Raw genomic sequence first — 17,820 nt, 5'->3', positions numbered from 1 at the left:
TTATGGTGATTTGTGTTCGAATATGAATGCTTTATTGTTCATATTCGGACAGGTTTTGTATAATGGCTAATAGAATATTTGCTGGGAAATTAAAAGGTGGATTTCATTCTCTAAAAATGAAATTGGTATCGGGTTTGTTGTTCGTAAATTTCACCCGGGTGAATAAATCCATCTGAAAAGTTGGGTTGATTGGGTGCATCGGGGAATGCTTGTGTTTCGAGAGCAACACCTGAAAAGGGGCCAAATTTCTTATTACCCTCTACATTGATGAATTTGCCTGTGTAAAGTTGTAGTCCGGGAAAGTCTGTAGAAATTTCCATTCTGATATTAGAACTCTCTTCGTAGAGTTCTGCAACCTTCATTAAATTTTTGCCTTCTGTTTTTAAGACGTAGCAATTGTCATAGTTTTCAACCTGAGCTATATTTTGTTTGATTTGTTTTAAATCTCTAAAATCAAAAGCTGTGTTATTTACTTCAATATAGTTCCCTGTGGGAATGAGTTCGGAGTTGTTTTCAAGAATCTTGTCAGAATCAATTTGTAATTGGTGGTTTAGGATGTTTTCTTTGCCACCGGTAAAATTGAAATAGCTGTGAGAGGTCAGATTAATAGGACTCGTTTTATCGCATGTTGCAGAATAATAAATGGCCAGTTCATTTTCATCATTTAACTCATAAATGATATTAATTTTCATATTCCCGGGAAAGTTCTGATCCCCATCTTCGCTATCCAAACTCAATTGGAGTTTAGATTCGCCAATGATTTCTGCATCCCAAACGCGTTTGTCGAAACCCGAATGCCCGCCGTGTAATAAATGTTTGCCATGGTTGGTTGATAATTGAATTTCTTTAGCATCTATAGTCACCTTTCCCAGATTGATTCGATTGGCAAACCGACCTATAATGGCTCCGAAATAGGGGTAATCTTTCAAGTAGGCTTTAGATTGATAGTCTTCCAAAGAATCGAAACCCAAAACAATGTCTCTATCTCCTGATTTTAAAGGAATTTTTAGTGAAGTCAGAATAGCCCCATAATTGGTGATTTTTGCACAAACACCATTTTTATTTGTAAGCACATATCGTTTTACATTTGTGTTGGTGTGGCTGAATGTTTGGGTTTGAATCATCTGTGAAAATGCTTTGTTTTGGTTATTAGAATCTTATCTTTGGATAAAACTCCGTTTTTTCTTTTCAATTTTGAATGCCGAAATTAGAAGAATTTATTTCACAATCAAACATGTTGTTTAAATTATTATACTCGTACTGGTGGCTACCTGTTGTTAAAGTGTTATATTTGTATATTCTAGTATTATCTTAAATATTTTATCTCATTTATCTGAGATTATAAATGCATTTTATGTTGAATCAAATTTTTAAAATCTCTTCCGATTCCGGTATTCCTAAATATAAGCAATTAATCAATTCGTTATTGGAGGCTATTGAGACCGGTGTCATACAAAAGGCTGATCGTTTACCTTCAATTAATGCAATTTGTAAGGAGTTTACACTGTCGAGGGATACAGTTTTGGTTGCTTTTAACGAGCTCAAAGCACGTGGAGTCATATCATCTGTTCCGGGTAAGGGGTATTATGTGGAGAGTACGGTCACTCAGTTTAAACACAAAATTTTTCTTTTATTCGATGAGTTGAATGCTTTTAAAGAAGTGCTTTATAATTCTTTTCTTGAAAGTTTAAAAGGACAAGCAGTAGTCGATATTTATTTCCATCATTTTAACAGACAGGTGTTTAAAGATTTGATTGATGCAAGTAATGGTGCTTATACCTCTTATGTAATCATGCCTGCAAAGTTTAATGATGCTTATTCAATTCTCAGCCAGTTGCCTCAGGATAAGGTTTATATTCTCGATCAAACAAATGCAAGTTTGAAAAAATACTACCCATCCGTTCATCAAAATTTTGAGAAAGATATATTTTCAGCTTTGAGTTTTGGATTGAAAGAACTTGAGAAATATCAGAAACTTATTTTAGTTTTTCCTGGAGGTAAGGAGCCTTTAGGTCAGATGAAGGGATTTCAAAAATTCTGTCATAAATATGAGGATAAGTGGGAGGGTGAGGTGATTGCAAGTCTTCATAAGCATCCGATTAAAAAAGGAGAAGTTTATATTGTGCCAAGTGATAAGGATTTGGTTGCTCTGGTGAAAACGGCCAGATCCGAAAATCTTAAATTGGGAGTCGATTTAGGCATTATCTCGTACAACGATACGCCATTAAAAGAAGTGGTTGCTGATGGAATAACAACCATATCAACGGACTTTGCGGCTATGGGGGAGCATTTGGCACATATGGTTTTAAATAAAGAAAACCTACAATTAGAAAATCAGTCCTCTTTAATAAGAAGAAAATCATTATAAATTGTTGTTAGATATTTAGGCGGGTCTTAGGATCCGCTTTTTTTTGTTTTTAAACTTAAGTTGTTCAGATTTGGAAGTGTATAAAATATAATTAACTTTGCCTACCAGTACCAACCAGTATGATTTTAAAATGAGTATTGAGAAACTAAAAGAGCAGTTTTTTAACCTTTATGGTAAGGGTGACTGCAAAATATATTTTGCTCCTGGACGGGTTAACTTGATTGGGGAACATGTTGATTATAACGGAGGAAGGGTGTTCCCTTGTGCTTTGAGTTACGGCACTTATCTTGTTGTCCGCGAGAGGGAGGATGATTCCATTTTTTTTGCCAGTGAGAATTTCGAATACAAAATTCGAATTACAACAGATCAGATTTTAAAGGGAAACGATGAATGGGTGAAATATCCCATGGGAGTGATTGACCAATTCCAACAGAAAGGTTTTAAAGCCAAAGGTATGGAACTTTTATTTGCAGGAAATATCCCCAATGGAGCAGGTTTGTCGTCTTCGGCTTCTGTAGAATTAGTGATGGCTGTGGCATTTAACGAGGTGATTCAAGCAAATTTAAATCAAGTTGAGCTCGTGAAAATGTCGCAAAGGGCAGAGAATGACTTTGTGGGTGTAAACTGTGGTATAATGGATCAGTTTGCTATTGGAATGGGTGTGAAAAATCATGCTTTAGCTTTGAATTGTGATACGCTGGAATATGATTTAGTTCCTCTTGAAATGGAGGGTTATAAATTGGTGATCGGAAATACCAACAAACAAAGAGGCTTGGCAGATTCGAAATATAATGAACGGCGTTCTGAGTGTGATCGGGCTGTGGAGTTACTTCGGAAAGAAAAAGAAATTAATTTTCTATGTGAGCTTACAGAATCTGAATTCGAGGATTTGAAACATTTGATTGGAGATGAAACTCTTTTGAAAAGAGCCAAACATGTAATTAGTGAACACGGACGGGTGACTAAAGCAGTTCTCTGTTTAATTGATAGAGATATGGTCCGTTTCGGTCAGTTTATGAATGCTTCTCACGATTCCCTTCGTGATGATTACGAGGTGACTGGCGTGGAGCTGGATACCATGGTTGAAGAAGCCAGAAAAATTGATGGCGTTCTAGGTTCTCGTATGACAGGAGCCGGATTTGGTGGGTGCACAGTGAGCTTGGTTAAAGAAGAGGTTGTGGATTCGTTTATCAAAACCGTGGGGGAAAATTACAAGAATCGAGTAGGATTGAAAGCGGATTTTTATGTCGCTGAAATTGGTGATGGTGCCAGAAGATTGGATTAAACGATGGAAATGAACAAATTTAATATGGAGGATCATCCTCATCGACGATACAATCCTTTAACAGGTGAGTGGGTTTTAGTTTCACCACATCGTGCCAAGCGTCCCTGGCAGGGACAAGTCGAAAAAATTTCAGAAGAACAACGTCCAGAGCATGATCCTGACTGCTATTTGTGTGCAGGAAATGAGCGTGTGGGAGGAGAGAGGAATCCTGAATATAAAGACACCTATGTTTTTACTAATGATTTTGCAGCATTAAATTTAGATGCATCAGTTGGTGAGGTGAATGAGGGTGATTTATTTAAGGCTAAAAGCGAGCAGGGTATTTGTCGTGTGATTTGTTTTTCGCCGCGTCACGATTTAACCATTCCTCAGATGGAAGTATCTGATGTGAAGAAAGTGGTGGATTTATGGCAGGAGCAATATATTGAGCTTGGCAACCGATCAGAAATCAACTACGTGCAGATATTCGAAAATAAAGGTTCTGTGATGGGATGCAGCAATCCACATCCACATGGTCAGATATGGGCGCAATCTTCTGTACCTGACGAACCAGCGAAGGAGTCTGTGCGTTTTAAGGCTTATTACGAAAAGTATTCCAGAACTTTGTTGGGCGACTATCTTGAAAAAGAATTGCAGAAAAAAGAACGAATTTTAATCGAAAATAATCACTTCGTGGCTTTGGTTCCTTACTGGGCAACATGGCCTTTTGAAACCATGATTATTTCGAGACGGGCTATTCAGTATTTGGGACAGATGAATGAGGACGAGAAAGAGGCTCTGGCAGCCATTTATCGTGATTTGACCATTCGGTATGATAATTTGTTTGAAGTGTCTTTTCCTTATTCTGCAGGTATTCACCAGGCTCCAAGTGATGGTATGGATCATCCTGAATGGCATTTGCACATGCATTTTTATCCCCCCTTATTACGATCGGCAACGGTTAAGAAATTTATGGTGGGGTACGAAATGTTGGGCAATCCACAACGCGACATAACGCCCGAAACCAGTGCTGAAAGATTAAGATCTCTATCAGCCCGTCATTATAAACAAAGTTTGATTTAGGAAAGTTTGCTGTAAATGTTAAATTTATAGATTCGTAAAAGAGTCGATTTCAGTCAAAAATAAAAATTCAAAATAAGAAGGTATGAATAATACATTTTCATTTTTAGATTACGCGATTTTCATCATCTATGGAATCGTTATTATTGGCGTTGGTTTATGGGTATCCCGTGACAAAGAGGGGCATCAAAAAAATGCTGACGACTATTTTTTAGCGAGTAAATCTTTGCCATGGTGGGCCATTGGTGCCTCGCTGATTGCGGCTAATATTTCGGCGGAACAATTTATTGGGATGTCGGGTTCGGGTTTTGCTATTGGTTTGGCTATTGCGTCATACGAATGGATGGCGGCGATTACCTTAATCATTGTTGGAAAATATTTCCTGCCGATTTTTATTGAAAAAGGCTTGTATACCATTCCCGAATTTGTTGAAAAACGTTATTCAACCAATCTGAAAACCATTTTGGCTGTTTTCTGGTTGGGGCTTTATATTTTTGTGAATCTAACTTCAGTCCTTTATCTTGGAGCCTTAGCCATGGAAACCATAATGGGCATTCCGATGATTTATGGCATTTTTGGTTTGGCACTTTTTGCAGCAAGTTATTCTCTTTACGGAGGACTTTCGGCTGTGGCCTGGACTGATGTTATTCAAGTCGTTTTCTTAACCCTAGGAGGTTTGGTTACCACTTATCTGGCATTGAATCACGTTTCAGGAGGCGAAGGCGTTTGGAAAGGTTTTCAACATATTTACGAAGCAGCTCCTGATAGTTTTCATATGATTTTGGATAAGGCACATGCTCAATACGTTAATTTACCGGGTATTGGTGTTTTGATTGGTGGAATGTGGGTCGCGAATCTTTATTACTGGGGGTTCAACCAGTATATTATTCAAAGGACATTAGCTGCAAAATCTTTGAGAGAATCTCAAAGAGGGATTGTATTTGCCGGAGTTTTAAAGTTGATTATTCCTTTGATCGTTGTTATTCCGGGGATTGCAGCCTATGTGATGGTTAATGATCCATCTATATTGGCTCGTTTGGGTGAAGCTGCTCATAACAATATGCCCACGCTGGCTGCTGCAGATAGGGCATATCCCTGGCTGTTGCAATTTTTGCCTAGTGGACTTAAAGGTGTTGCTTTTGCAGCTTTGGCTGCTGCTATCGTTTCATCCTTAGCGTCTATGTTGAATTCAACTTCAACCATTTTTACCATGGATATTTATAAGCCATATTTCGATCCCAAAGCTTCTGATCGGAAAACAGTAAATGTGGGAAGACTTTCAGCTGCTGCAGCGTTGATTATTGCTTGTATGATTGCACCTTTTCTGAGTGGACTAGATCAAGCTTTCCAATACATTCAGGAGTATACAGGGATGGTTAGTCCAGGGATTTTAGCTGTTTTCATTCTGGGTTTATTTTGGAAGAAGGCAACAAATAAAGCAGCCATTTGGGGTGCTGTTCTTTCAATTCCAGTGGCCTTATTCTTTAAAATTGCGCCTAAAGGTTGGGTTGCCGGTACTTCTCTCGAAGGCATCTTCCCTAATTTGCCTTTCCTTGATCAGATGGGACTGACTTTTCTGATTTCAATGTTATTTATTGTTGTATTGAGTTATATTCAAAACAAGGGTGTTGATGATTCAAAAGGTATTGTGATTACCAGAGAGACTTTTAAAACTGGTAAAGTCTTCAATATTGTATCTTATGCCATCATTATTATTTTGGTTGCATTATATGCTTTGTTCTGGTAAGATATTTAGAATTGGATAGGTATCTAATAATTAGCAAATAGGAATATTTCTTGGCTGGCTATTCCTATGGGCATATCTCTAAATGCTTATTCAATTGATATATCAAAAGGTGGATTCTTAATTGGATCCCCCTTTTTTTGTCAATTTATTTCAGTACAACTCAGTTAGTAGCTTGTTCTATTTTAATTTCTTGGTTGAAATCAACTTTAAGAGCTATAATCGATATCTAATTGGTATTTATATAGTAAACCTTCAAGATTGAATGCTGAAAATTTGGCTTTCTTTAATTTATTAGATTCAGGATCTATCGAATAGTTTTTTGCAGTTCTAAAATCTACTTTTTCCAGTATAGTATTTAAAAATACTGCATTTGTTAAGTCACAGTCAGAAAATATTGAAGCAGATAAATTTACTTCAGTAAAATCAGTCTCTTTTAAAGAGCATTTATCGAATTTTGTTTTCATCAACCTTGTGCCAAAAAACGTAGAATAATCTAAATGACAGTCATAAAATGAAAAAGAGAACATAAATTTGTTACATTCCGAAAAATCGACACCTAGAATTTTACATCCCTTAAATGTCGCATTCCTAAAACCTGCCCCTTTAACTTTTGTCATCGAAAAATTGCAATTTTCAAAAGTACAATCTTCAAAACTATTACCAATAAGATCACTTCTTTCGAAAATACAGGCTACAAATTTACATTTATAAAATTCTCGATCTCTTAAAGTCTTTCCCGTGTAGTCAATATTTGTGAACAACTTTTTTTCGTGCGTTTTTATTTCAATCGTCATTGAATTTATTTTTCTCTTTAGTTATTTAATACTGTTTTATTATGACGCTTAAAGGTCTTGCTAAAGTTTGTGTTTTTCTGATAGTTATCCGGATTACTCCCCTTTTACTGCATGGTTTTGTTGTGTGCTTTTTAATTTATTAATAAAGGACCGCGATACAATTGCACATCAGTGTGGGGAAAGGTGGATTTTTAATTGGAGACACCTTAAAAAAAAAAACAGATTTGGTAGCGATTATAAGGAGAAAGGGCTGATTCCATTGAGGTGTCAGCCCTTAGTTTTATTATTAATAGTTGCTTAGAAAAGTTTCTTGAATAAATCTTTAGCTTTCTTTTCCAGTTCTTTTTTACTTTTCTTTTTAAGCTCTTTTAAAGCAGCATCTTTTGCCTGTTTAATTGCCTTGCTTAGATCTAAATTTACTTTTGGATCCTTGGCCGTTCCAGTAATCTTAACAGAAACATCCAGTTTGTCAATAGTACTGTTGCCAGGGATTTTATCCAAAAATTTGGTGACATCACTACCTAATTCTTCTTTGGGCAATTTCATGTCCATGGTGAAATCCAACTTTCCATCGACAGACTGTGTCCCGTATATGGTAGCCTGATGGCCTGCAATTTTTGTTTTAAAGGGTTTTACAACAATATTACCATTTGTAATCACAAAATTCATATCGAATTTTGAAACGGAGATACGTTTGTACTTATCATTCTTTAGAGCTTTAGCCAATGCAACAAAAGCCTTATTGTCTTTAATGATGATGCCTCGAGAATGAAAGGCTCCTAAACCATTTAGGGTGTTCATTACGGGTGACATTTTTTCATTCAGTTGAGATTTTAGTTTTAGATCAGATGAAATTTTTCCGTCACAGTTTATTGCAATTGGAACTATTTTTTTAACCATACTTAATGATTCGTAAGTCGATTTGATATCGAAATCTCTTACATCTAATCCAAAATCGAAATTAGGTTTTTTGATGTCTTTAGTGCTATATGAACCATTCATGGTCATCTGTCCCTTAAGCATATTCATTGACAGATTAGTCAGTTTTGCTACCGAATTTTTAACAACAATAAGCCCTTTTACATCCTTAATTAGCATTTTATCAAATTTGATCTTTTGCATAGCAGCTACAAATTTGATATCCAGATTGGCAGGAACAGTAACTACAGACATTGGAATTGTATCTGCACTTTCAACTTTTTTTGTTTCACTTTCTGTCATAAACTCGTTTAAGTCGAAGGTGTTCGAGCTCATGTTGAAATTTCCCTTAAGTGTTTTCCCTTTTAAGGCATATGGGATGTAGTTTTCCAGCTTGCCACTCAATTGGACATCTGACTTGCCAATAAGAGAATTGAATGAGTTTAGGCTAATGAAGCGTGGGGTAAAACTTAGTACAGAGCTGATAATACGAACCCCTTGTGGGAAATCGGGAGTCGTGAATTCAAAGTTCTGAAGCTTTAGATCACCTTTAGCCATAAACTTTTCATACTCTTCCTTTTCAATTGCTGATAAACGACCGTTGAAACTGATATCTGAAGTCACAATACCAGCAATTTTTATGCTATCCATAGGAATGGCATGTCGAATTTTAGCAAAATCGATAACACCTTTACACAAACCACTAATTTCCGGATCGCTCATAGGAGTTTTAATATGCATCTCTGCATCAATAGGGTTGTTAGCTACTTCGAAATGGAAGGCATTCACATCGGCTACCAAGGCATCCAAGTCTCCTCCCGGGTGGTTTACTTCTGCATCAATCTTAATATTGTTGATGGTTTCCGGTAGATCTGGGTACTTGATGTTGGCATCGGCTACTTTTAGTTTTGCTCCGAAAGCAGGCATATGATCGTCTCTGTATTCACCTTTTACAAAAGCATTCAAAACTAAGTTGCCGGAAGTTTCCAATCCTTTAACATCTTTTAGGAACACTTCCGGTACCATGGATAAGAGTGATTTGAAGTCGGTTTTTTTCGCATCCAGTTTCAAGTCCATTTTGTATGCATCCTCAAGCATTGCAAAATTACCCGTCATGCCAAATTCCAGATCGTTTAGAGTCAGCTTGTTTCCCTTAAGAGTGAAAATCATATTTTCTAAATCCGCACCCAAATCAGCTTCTAAACCTAAGTTGGCATTATTAAGGTATTTTATGCCTTCGAAATCAAAAGTGATTCCGGTAGCTGTAGAGTTAATATTTAGATTGGTTTCTTTAGCTGAAAAATCACCGTTTAGATTTAAGTCCAAATCATCAAGTAACAGATTCGCTTTGAGTGTGGCATCATGATATTCGAGTTTGAAATCTTCTACACGAACTTCTTCAAAAATAATTTTAAAGTCAGAAGCTTCGCCTTGTTCTTCTTTAACAACTTTTTCTTCGCCACTTGCTTTTGCAATATCCCAATTGGCTTTACCTGATTCATGAACTAAAGCATTTACTTTTGTTTTAGCTAATACAATAGCGCCAACATTAAGTTGTTTGCCTGAAATAGCCGAACCTAAATCGACAGCTGTATATAAGCTACCTACATAGGCTAAGGTGTCATTTTCAAATTCCCCCTTACCAACGACAGAAATACCTTGTATCTCGACAAATAATTTTGGGAAATTTCGAAACATAGATAAGCTAACATCAGCAATTTCAATTTTTGCATCTACAGCTTTATCCATTTCTACTTTGACACGATTCAGGATTTGGTCCTTGAAAAAATAGGGGAGTAGAGCTAACAGTAGTATCAGGACCAGAATTATTCCACCAAAGATTTTAAAGAATTTCTTCATTTCAGTAATTTTATATTTACAAAGTTGATTTAACAAAAAGGGGAAATTGTTTCAAATACTAAAATTAGGCTTTTTTAGCTTTAGAACAATTTACCTGCTCATGTTTTAATGAAATTTAAGCATAAAAGCTCCCAAATTAAAAGTCTTTGATTTTTTTTTGTTTTGTATACGGTTTAGATTCAGCTTCGTATAATGGATAAAGGGCTTTGTGCATTTTTTTGCAGTAAAAATGCTTGCAGCATTAGAAAAAAAAGCCTTATATTTGCATCGCAATTAAGAAAAGGACGTGTAGCATAACTGGATAGTGCACCTCGTTACGGCCGAGGAGGTTGGGGGTTCGAATCCCTCCATGTTCACCGAAACCCGAATCAAGAAGCAAATCGATTTCATTTATTGAATGACGTTTGGGACTAAAAGAGGGTGAGAATCCAATAGGGTTCGTAATATATTAATGACGAACGAAGTGAGGAATCATCCCTCCATGTTCACAATAAGGGCTTATACAGATAACGATTTGTATAATTGAAATCAGAAGAAAATCCGTAGTTCTGATTGAAAAAAACATAATGGACGTGTAGCATAACTGGATAGTGCACCTCGTTACGGCCGAGGAGGTTGGGGGTTCGAATCCCTCCATGTTCACTTAATGAGATTGAATTTCCCACCTGATTGGAGGGAGAGAACCCAAGGGGGTTCGTAATATATTCATGACGAACGAAGTGAGGAATCATCCCTCCATGTTCACATTATAAGAAACAGATTGGACGCGTAGCATAACTGGATAGTGCACCTCGTTACGGCCGAGGAGGTTGGGGGTTCGAATCCCTCCGTGTTCACAAATAACTCATCAGGAAACTGGTGAGTTTTTTTGTACCCAAGTTCTGCTATGAAAAATGGGGTTGAACGGATCACTGGTAAAAGTTGGGTCTTTCTAATTCCAAGTATTAATTTTGGAAGGCATAAACAGGAAAAATCTTAGACCATATACGAACCATTTTTTCTCTTTTATTTACTTTTCCTTGATGAAAAGTAACAAAAATCAATGGCTCCGGCACTCAGTGACCCATCACGGTTCAAAGGCTAAACAGACTGAACTCGTTCGTACCTCACTCAAACAGCATTCTGTTTTTAACGCCTTTTTCACCTATGGGTCCCCACTTGCGTTGCCAAGGCCAGAAACAATAAAACGTCTCACAATTTCAATCATTTTTTATAAAAATGTTTTGGGCGTGTCTTGTCAGCCTGCCGTGAAGCGTGCTAATTTTCTTTCCACTTAGAGAAAACAAGGATCAGGCTGACTTGATTCTTTTGTCTACTTTTCTCATCTAAGGAGAAAAGTAGAAGCCTAGCGGCTTGAGCGAAAAATTTAAAAGATAATCCTAAAATATATTTAATCACTTTGACCCAACTTTTATAACTGATCCGCTTTTCTAAAAGGTATGGTCTATTTTTAGTTGAGTATTTTATTCTGATAACACGAAACGATATTCTTAATTTTAAAAGGTTTTTTATGCTGAGCTTCATAGTAAGTTCGCATTTGTATTTCAGATATTATACCAATGGTAATGAGTTGGATGCCACCAACTACCAGTAATAAGCCCAATATTAATATGGGTTTGCCCCAGATATCTTCTCCCATTAATTTTAAAACGAGAAGATAAAGATTAATGATAGCTCCAATAGAAAAAATCAGAATGCCTGTACCACCAAAAATATGCATGGGTTTTTGCATGTAGCGGGTTAAGAATACCATCAAAATCAGATCGCTTAAGACTTTAAATGTTCTGAAAATATTGTATTTGGATTTCCCAAATTTTCGGACATGATGTTTTACGGGGATTTGTGTAATGCTTGCACCGTTAAAACTGGCAAGAATTGGTATAAATCGGTGTAGCTCACCATAAAGACCCAGATCCTTTGCGATTTCATTTTTATAAAGCTTAAGAGTGCAGCCATAATCTTTGATGTTTACTCGTGTGACCAAACGGATAAGATAATTGGCTATTTTGCTGGGAATTAATCGTAAAAATAAACTATCCTTCCGACTGTTTCTGATTCCGGCAACAAGATCCCAATCCTCCTCCTCTGCCAACTGAAGCATTCGGGGTATATCTGAAGGATCATTTTGTAAATCGCCATCTAATGTGACAATATATTTTCCAGTGGCGACGGAGATTCCAGCTGCTAATGCTGAGCTTTGTCCGTAGTTCTTTCTAAGTTGCACCATTGTAAATCGCTCGTCATTAATTTGTAGAATCTTGTGCCTGGTAGAATCTGTTGAGCCATCGTCTACAAAAATGACATCAAAGAAATAACCGTTTAAGGCTTCAATAATTTTTTCACTTAAAGGCTTAATATTTAGTTCCTCGTTGTAAACACAAATAACCAGACTGAGCTTTTTCATACGATCAGTTCCTCCTTGTTTTATTCATTAAAATTACGGTCGTTCTATTTTCGAATACGTCTTTTTGTTCGAATATTTTTAGAGCAAATTCCTGATAGTTTACATGACGTAAACTTTTGCGAGTGGATATAACACAGACTTTTGTGTGATTAACAAGGAAATATTTAAGGCTTGTTTCTACTCGCATAAAAGTTGCACAGCTTTAAACAAGCTTCTTTTCATTTTAGCACGAAGAAAGCTTGAAATGTGTCTATTTAGATACAAGTTAAAATTTTTATTTGTTAAATGCTCTTATTTATAGCGACTTATTGTATTTGTTTTGAAAAATGGATCTATGTTTGGAGGATTGAATGAAATGAAAAATATTTATTCTTTTCATTGAGTCCGATTTTCATAATACCTCAGAATAAGGATGTTTAATTTGAGTGGTAGGTTTGGTGAGGGCAGGTAATTAGAATTGGGAACAACAGGGATAGGGTTACCGATGTTCTGGTGGAGCGGGTATCGGTATTTTGAGTACAAAACTGTCCTTTTTTTTTATACGATCGTGTATTTGCTAAAAAAAATGATAAGACTAAAACCACCCTTATTTCACCTTTTTACAATTCAAAACAATTCGGTTTGTGCTGTTCCGTAACTTTTAGTCAGCAATGTATCGTGGTGGATAGATTGTCAATTCGAATCAGACTAGGAGCCAGCATTTGTTTGAAGTAGCCTTCGTGATGTGAAATAGCATTTCTTCCAATAAGTTGTATTTAAATTGGATTTTGTAACCCCTCTTTTTGTTGAGACGTGCATAAATTGATCTTTACCAATGTATATTCCGACATGCTGGTAGTTGCTGGTTGGTTTGAAAAATAACAGGTCGCCAATTTCAAGTTTATTTTTTGCGACTACAATGCCTACTTTCAGCATTTGTCTGGTAGAACGGGGTAAGTTTATATTTAAAGCTTTTTTGTAGGTAAGCTGTACAAAGGCAGAACAATCGAAACCTTTAATTGAGGTGCCACCATATTTGTAGGGCACCCCTCTATATTTTAGATATTCATTCTCGAGTTTGTTTTTTATGCCGGCTTGCCATTCCAGATGTTTATTTACAAGTCTGTTTGTATCCGGTTTACTTATATATTTGTTTGTATCCTGTTTGATTGCTGGTTTACAGGTATCTTGTTCAACCAAATTGATACTTGTGTTTTTATTGCTTACAAGTTGTTTAGCAGCTTGTCTGCTTGCATGTTTATTGATTGAGCAAGACGTAACAATGAGTGTGATGATAATTAGTAATAGTATTTTTCTAAACATAAGATATGATCACGAATATAAAGTGGAGATATGAATTGCTGACAAAAGTAATCTTTTCAATTAATCAACGATGTTCAGAGTAAAATGTTATTTACAAGTGATTGTTTAGTTCGTTTTTTTGTATCGATTTGTTGCAAAGCTCAACATGGCAATCGAATATAAACTTAAAATAGTTAGGTCCTTTAATATATCCATAAATCCGGATCCCTTTAGCATGATCATTCTAATGATTTTGATAAAATAGGCAACTGGATTTAACAAGTTCATTTTTTGTCCCCATTCGGGCATACTTTCGGTCGGTGTAAACAAACCACTCATCAGGATGAAAATAATCATAAAAAACCAGGCTATAAACATGGCTTGTTGTTGAGTATCTGTTTGTGTCGAAATAAACAAACCAATTCCCAATATGGTAAGTAGGTAAATAAAAGCAACCAGGTAGATCAACCAAACTGAGCCTAAAATCGGGATTTTGAATACGAATGCAGCAAGGATTAGACCAATGCCCAATTCAAAAAATCCGATAAATATGAAAGGAATTAATTTGCCAATCAGAAACTGATATTTTTTGATAGGGGTGACATTAATTTGTTCAATTGTTCCGATTTCTTTTTCACGAACCACATTCATCGCTGATAAAAACAGACCGATGACTGTAATCAGTAAAACCAATATTCCCGGTAACATATAGGGGATATATTTCATTTCAGGATTGAACAGGTGAGAATATGTATTTTGAACTTGCTGAACGGCTTGTTTTTTTATCGTAGTCTGAATACTTGATTCAAGTTTTTGATTGTAATCCTGTATGACAGAAAGAATGTAAGCATTGTACAATCCTGCAGCACTGGCGTCTATGGCGTTCACCAAAACTTGAACTGAAGCAGCTTCTTTTTTGTCCACCGCATTACCAAAGCCATTTTCAAAATGTAAAATGGCATCCACATTATCTTTAAAAAGTTCGTCTTCTGCATGCTTTATGGAAAAGTCAGTATGCTTAATAGTGAAAAATGGTGATGCTTCGAATTTTGATATAATTTGCCGGGAATGGCTGGACAAATCCTGATCAACGATGTATAAATTGGTGTTTTTCATTTCGAAAGTTGCTGCAAAAACCAAGACACAAAGTTGAATGATAGGCATGGCAAATATGATGGGCAGCATACTTTTGTTTCTAAAAATCTGAAGAAACTCTTTTTGCAAGATATATTTTATTGTTCGCATGTGTTTGTCTTAAAAAGTTTAAAAATGTATTCTTTAAGTTCACCAATTACTCTAACCTGATTTTAAATTTCCTGACACTTAAACCGATTAGACCTGCTGTCATTCCAATGAGAATAAGGGTTTCTTTCCAGATAAATTCAAAACCGGTTCCCTTTAGCATGATGTTTTTGATAATGATAATAAACCATCGGGGAGGGATAATGTTGCTAAATATCTGCAAGGGCAGAGGCATGTTTCGCAAAGGGAAGATAAAGCCTGATAACAAGATTGTTGGCAGCATTAAAGCAAACATGGAAAGCATCATGGCAACTTGCTGGCTGTTTGAGATTGTGGAGATGAAAATTCCGAGCGACAGAGCGAGTAATATAAATAAGACACTTTCGGCCATAAGTAACACAAAACTCCCCAGTACCGGAACCCCAAATACGAAATATCCCATGCCAATAATAACTAAGGTGTTAATGAAAGACAAGATTAAGTAAGGCGTGACTTTCCCAAGGATAATTTGCAAGGGGCGCAGGGGAGAAACCAGAAGAATTTCCATTGTTCCCATTTCTTTTTCCCTCGCAATCGATATGGAAGTCATCATTGCTGAAACCAGCATCAGTATGGTTGCCATAATACCTGGCACAAACATATAGACACTTTCCAGCTTAGAATTAAAGTACATTCTTGTTTTAGGGATAATTTGATTTGTGACTTGTTTGCCTCTGTTTATTTCAACATTGTAATTTTGCAGGATTCCCTGAAGGTAGCTGACCTCCATATTCGCGATATTTGGATCGGAAGCATCTGTAAGAATTTGTACTGAGGCATGTGGCCCCTTGACGAGTTTCTTCCTAAAATCAGGTTCAAAAACTAATACCAGTTTTGTTTTACCCTTGCGAAAGGTTTCGTCAACCTGAGAAATATTATCGAGATTCTCAACCAGTTTGAAATAACCTGAAGATACAATTTTGTTAATAATTTCAGATGTATATTCATCTTTGGAATGGTCAAGTACCGCCATTTTAACATCTTTAAGCTCGTTGGTAATTACAAAACCAAAAAGTAAAAGCTGTACAACGGGCATCCCAAATAGAATGAGCATTGACCTTTTGTCTCGGAAGATGTGATAAAACTCTTTTTTTAGAAAACCGATAAAACGTTTCATAGTATGTTTTTTAAGTTGATAAGTATCAACTGCTTTTTATTCCTGATAGTTACTTTTTCTGGCCAGCTGTAGAAATACCTCATCCATATCTTTGGCTTTAAAGTGTTTTTTTAGTGCTTCAGGCGTATCCAATGCCTCAATTCGTCCGTCAACCATAATTGATATTCGATCACAATATTCGGCTTCATCCATATAATGGGTTGTGACAAAAACGGTAATCCCGGCTCGGGAGGCTTCATAAATAAGGTCCCAAAATTGCCTTCTGGTAACCGGATCAACCCCTCCGGTAGGCTCATCCAAAAATACAATCCCCGGATTGTGAAAAATGGCTACTGAAAATGCCAGTTTTTGCTTCCAGCCCAGTGGCAGTTCACCTATGCGCTTGTTTCTGGCATGAACTAATCCTAATTTCTGCAGCAACTCATCAGCTTTTGTTTTGATTTCCTTGGATGACATGCCGTAGATACCTGCATAAAATCGTATGTTTTCAAATACGGTCAGATCTTCGTATAGGGAGAATTTTTGACTCATATAACCTATGTTTTTTTTCAGCTCTTCCCGTTGTTTGTAGACATCCAAACCAGCAACCATGATTTCACCGGATGTTGGGTATGAAAGACCGCACAGAATTTTCATCGCAGTGGTTTTACCCGCTCCATTAGCGCCAAGAAAACCGAATATTTCTCCCTTGTAAACATCAAAGGACAAGTCGTCGTTTGCAGTAAAAGAGCCAAATCTCTTGTATAAGTTTCTTACTGATATTACTTTTTTGTCCGTATTCATGCCTGTACATTATTTTGTTGACTTAAAGCCATAAAGCAGTCTTCGATGCCAGCAGTAATTCTTTTGATTTCAATTTTATTTTGCCCCTTTGATATCAGGTAATCTTTAAGTTCTGAAAGTGACACATCCTCTCGTGTATCGGTATAGTGAACACTTTGACCGAAAGGGAAAACAGAGTTGGCGTAGGGATATGCCCTTAAATCCAAAAGGAGTTGGTAGATATCCTGACCTTGTATGGCGTATAAATCCTTTTTAAAACCTGAAATGATACCTGCGGGTGTATCCAAACTTAAAATCTCTCCGTTTTGCATGAGTGCAACTCTTTCGCATAAGTTTGCTTCATCCATGTAGGGGGTTGCAACAATAATGGTGATGCCCTTTGCTTTCAGACTCTTTAACATTTGCCAGAATTCATTTCTAGAAACCACATCAACACCCGTAGTTGGCTCATCCAATAATAATATTTTGGGTTGATGGATGAGTGCACAGCAAAGAGCCAGTTTCTGTTTCATTCCACCGGATAATTTGCCCGCCAATCGGTGTTTAAAGGGTTCTATTTGCAGCCAGATATCCCGGATCATATCCATATTATCTTCGATTTTCGTATTGAAAACAGTTGCAAAGAAATTGAAGTTTTCGAGTACACTTAAATCCTGATACAAAGAAAATTTGCCGGGCATATAACCCAATAGATTTCGAATGTGCTTGTACTCTTTTACCATATCAAAACCACAGAGTGTTGCTGAACCCGAATCCGGAAGCAATAAAGTTGCCAGTAGACGAAAGAGACTTGTTTTACCAGCACCATCAGGCCCTATCAGACCAAACAACTCTCCATGTTCGATATCAAGATTAATCCCTTTAAGAGCTTGAACATCCCCATAGGATTTTGATAGATTTGTTATGCTTATCTTGGATTTCAT

General features: G+C 36.6%; 13 protein-coding genes and 3 tRNA genes. 7 read left to right on the top strand and 9 right to left on the bottom strand.

The window, feature by feature from the left end; genetic code table 11:
• Window positions 1–110: 110 nt before the first annotated feature.
• The gene (locus EO244_RS09625; RefSeq protein WP_129254456.1) at window positions 111–1,124 is read right to left on the bottom strand and encodes an aldose epimerase family protein; all 1,014 of its coding nucleotides are present in this window, start codon (window positions 1,122–1,124) and stop codon (window positions 111–113) included.
• A gap of 230 nt (window positions 1,125–1,354) precedes the next feature.
• Between EO244_RS09625 and EO244_RS09620 the strand changes: the two genes are divergently transcribed.
• From EO244_RS09620 to EO244_RS09605, 4 genes are all read left to right on the top strand, one after another.
• On the top strand, window positions 1,355–2,368 hold the full coding sequence (locus EO244_RS09620; protein ID WP_129254455.1) for a GntR family transcriptional regulator: 1,014 nt from the start codon (window positions 1,355–1,357) through the stop codon (window positions 2,366–2,368).
• A 97-nt stretch (window positions 2,369–2,465) separates the two neighbouring features.
• Window positions 2,466–3,653, top strand: a complete 1,188-nt coding sequence (locus EO244_RS09615; protein WP_241687967.1) for a galactokinase — start codon at window positions 2,466–2,468, stop codon at window positions 3,651–3,653.
• A 9-nt stretch (window positions 3,654–3,662) separates the two neighbouring features.
• A complete protein-coding gene (locus EO244_RS09610) occupies window positions 3,663–4,715 on the top strand; it encodes a UDP-glucose--hexose-1-phosphate uridylyltransferase (RefSeq protein WP_129254454.1) in 1,053 nt (350 codons plus the stop codon).
• Window positions 4,716–4,797: 82 nt separating this feature from the next.
• Window positions 4,798–6,459, top strand: coding sequence for a sodium/sugar symporter (locus EO244_RS09605; RefSeq protein ID WP_129254453.1), 1,662 nt, complete (start codon window positions 4,798–4,800; stop codon window positions 6,457–6,459).
• A gap of 206 nt (window positions 6,460–6,665) precedes the next feature.
• Here the strand turns inward: EO244_RS09605 and EO244_RS09600 are convergent, their stop codons facing one another.
• Window positions 6,666–7,253 carry a pentapeptide repeat-containing protein gene (locus EO244_RS09600; RefSeq protein WP_129254452.1) on the bottom strand — a complete coding sequence of 196 codons (588 nt, stop codon included), beginning with the start codon at window positions 7,251–7,253 and terminating at the stop codon, window positions 6,666–6,668.
• A gap of 297 nt (window positions 7,254–7,550) precedes the next feature.
• A complete protein-coding gene (locus tag EO244_RS09595) occupies window positions 7,551–10,031 on the bottom strand; it encodes an AsmA-like C-terminal region-containing protein (protein ID WP_129254451.1) in 2,481 nt (826 codons plus the stop codon).
• A gap of 282 nt (window positions 10,032–10,313) precedes the next feature.
• On the opposite strand from EO244_RS09595, the gene EO244_RS09590 reads away from it, so the two are divergent.
• The 3 genes from EO244_RS09590 (at window position 10,314) to EO244_RS09580 (ending at window position 10,867) form a co-directional block, all read left to right on the top strand.
• A tRNA-Arg gene (locus EO244_RS09590) sits at window positions 10,314–10,387 on the top strand.
• 212 nt (window positions 10,388–10,599) lie between these two features.
• Window positions 10,600–10,673: transfer RNA gene (locus EO244_RS09585), tRNA-Arg, on the top strand.
• A gap of 120 nt (window positions 10,674–10,793) precedes the next feature.
• A tRNA-Arg gene (locus tag EO244_RS09580) sits at window positions 10,794–10,867 on the top strand.
• A 614-nt stretch (window positions 10,868–11,481) separates the two neighbouring features.
• Here the strand turns inward: EO244_RS09580 and EO244_RS09575 are convergent.
• The 6 genes from EO244_RS09575 to EO244_RS09550 form a co-directional block, all read right to left on the bottom strand.
• Complete coding sequence (locus tag EO244_RS09575) at window positions 11,482–12,435, bottom strand: glycosyltransferase family 2 protein (RefSeq protein ID WP_129254450.1); 954 nt, start codon at window positions 12,433–12,435, stop codon at window positions 11,482–11,484.
• 687 nt (window positions 12,436–13,122) lie between these two features.
• Window positions 13,123–13,737 carry an NlpC/P60 family protein gene (locus tag EO244_RS09570; protein ID WP_129254449.1) on the bottom strand — a complete coding sequence of 205 codons (615 nt, stop codon included), beginning with the start codon at window positions 13,735–13,737 and terminating at the stop codon, window positions 13,123–13,125.
• A gap of 105 nt (window positions 13,738–13,842) precedes the next feature.
• Entirely contained in the window at window positions 13,843–14,961 is a 1,119-nt protein-coding gene (locus tag EO244_RS09565) for an ABC transporter permease (protein ID WP_129254448.1), read from the bottom strand.
• 46 nt (window positions 14,962–15,007) lie between these two features.
• Window positions 15,008–16,114, bottom strand: coding sequence for an ABC transporter permease (locus tag EO244_RS09560; protein ID WP_129254447.1), 1,107 nt, complete (start codon window positions 16,112–16,114; stop codon window positions 15,008–15,010).
• 36 nt (window positions 16,115–16,150) lie between these two features.
• The gene (locus EO244_RS09555) at window positions 16,151–16,897 is read right to left on the bottom strand and encodes an ABC transporter ATP-binding protein (protein WP_129254446.1); all 747 of its coding nucleotides are present in this window, start codon (window positions 16,895–16,897) and stop codon (window positions 16,151–16,153) included.
• Window positions 16,894–17,820, bottom strand: coding sequence for an ABC transporter ATP-binding protein (locus tag EO244_RS09550; RefSeq protein WP_129254445.1), 927 nt, complete (start codon window positions 17,818–17,820; stop codon window positions 16,894–16,896). The genes EO244_RS09555 and EO244_RS09550 overlap by 4 nt, the downstream gene beginning before the upstream one ends.

The sequence above is a fragment of the Ancylomarina salipaludis genome (assembly GCF_004122035.1).
Classification (GTDB): Bacteria; Bacteroidota; Bacteroidia; order Bacteroidales; family Marinifilaceae; genus Ancylomarina; species Ancylomarina salipaludis.
The sequence above is the reverse complement of the archived record's forward strand: the minus strand, read 5'-3'. Positions and strand labels throughout refer to the sequence as shown.

Coding starts and splice junctions, on each gene's coding strand:
- EO244_RS09625 (WP_129254456.1), bottom strand. CDS start 1,124: ATGATTCAAACCCAAACATTCAGCCACACCAACACAAATGTAAAACGA.
- EO244_RS09620 (WP_129254455.1), top strand. CDS start 1,355: ATGTTGAATCAAATTTTTAAAATCTCTTCCGATTCCGGTATTCCTAAA.
- EO244_RS09610 (WP_129254454.1), top strand. CDS start 3,663: ATGAACAAATTTAATATGGAGGATCATCCTCATCGACGATACAATCCT.
- EO244_RS09605 (WP_129254453.1), top strand. CDS start 4,798: ATGAATAATACATTTTCATTTTTAGATTACGCGATTTTCATCATCTAT.
- EO244_RS09600 (WP_129254452.1), bottom strand. CDS start 7,253: ATGACGATTGAAATAAAAACGCACGAAAAAAAGTTGTTCACAAATATT.
- EO244_RS09595 (WP_129254451.1), bottom strand. CDS start 10,031: ATGAAGAAATTCTTTAAAATCTTTGGTGGAATAATTCTGGTCCTGATA.
- EO244_RS09575 (WP_129254450.1), bottom strand. CDS start 12,435: ATGAAAAAGCTCAGTCTGGTTATTTGTGTTTACAACGAGGAACTAAAT.
- EO244_RS09570 (WP_129254449.1), bottom strand. CDS start 13,737: ATGTTTAGAAAAATACTATTACTAATTATCATCACACTCATTGTTACG.
- EO244_RS09565 (WP_129254448.1), bottom strand. CDS start 14,961: ATGCGAACAATAAAATATATCTTGCAAAAAGAGTTTCTTCAGATTTTT.
- EO244_RS09560 (WP_129254447.1), bottom strand. CDS start 16,114: ATGAAACGTTTTATCGGTTTTCTAAAAAAAGAGTTTTATCACATCTTC.
- EO244_RS09555 (WP_129254446.1), bottom strand. CDS start 16,897: ATGAATACGGACAAAAAAGTAATATCAGTAAGAAACTTATACAAGAGA.
- EO244_RS09550 (WP_129254445.1), bottom strand. CDS start 17,820: ATGAAATCCAAGATAAGCATAACAAATCTATCAAAATCCTATGGGGAT.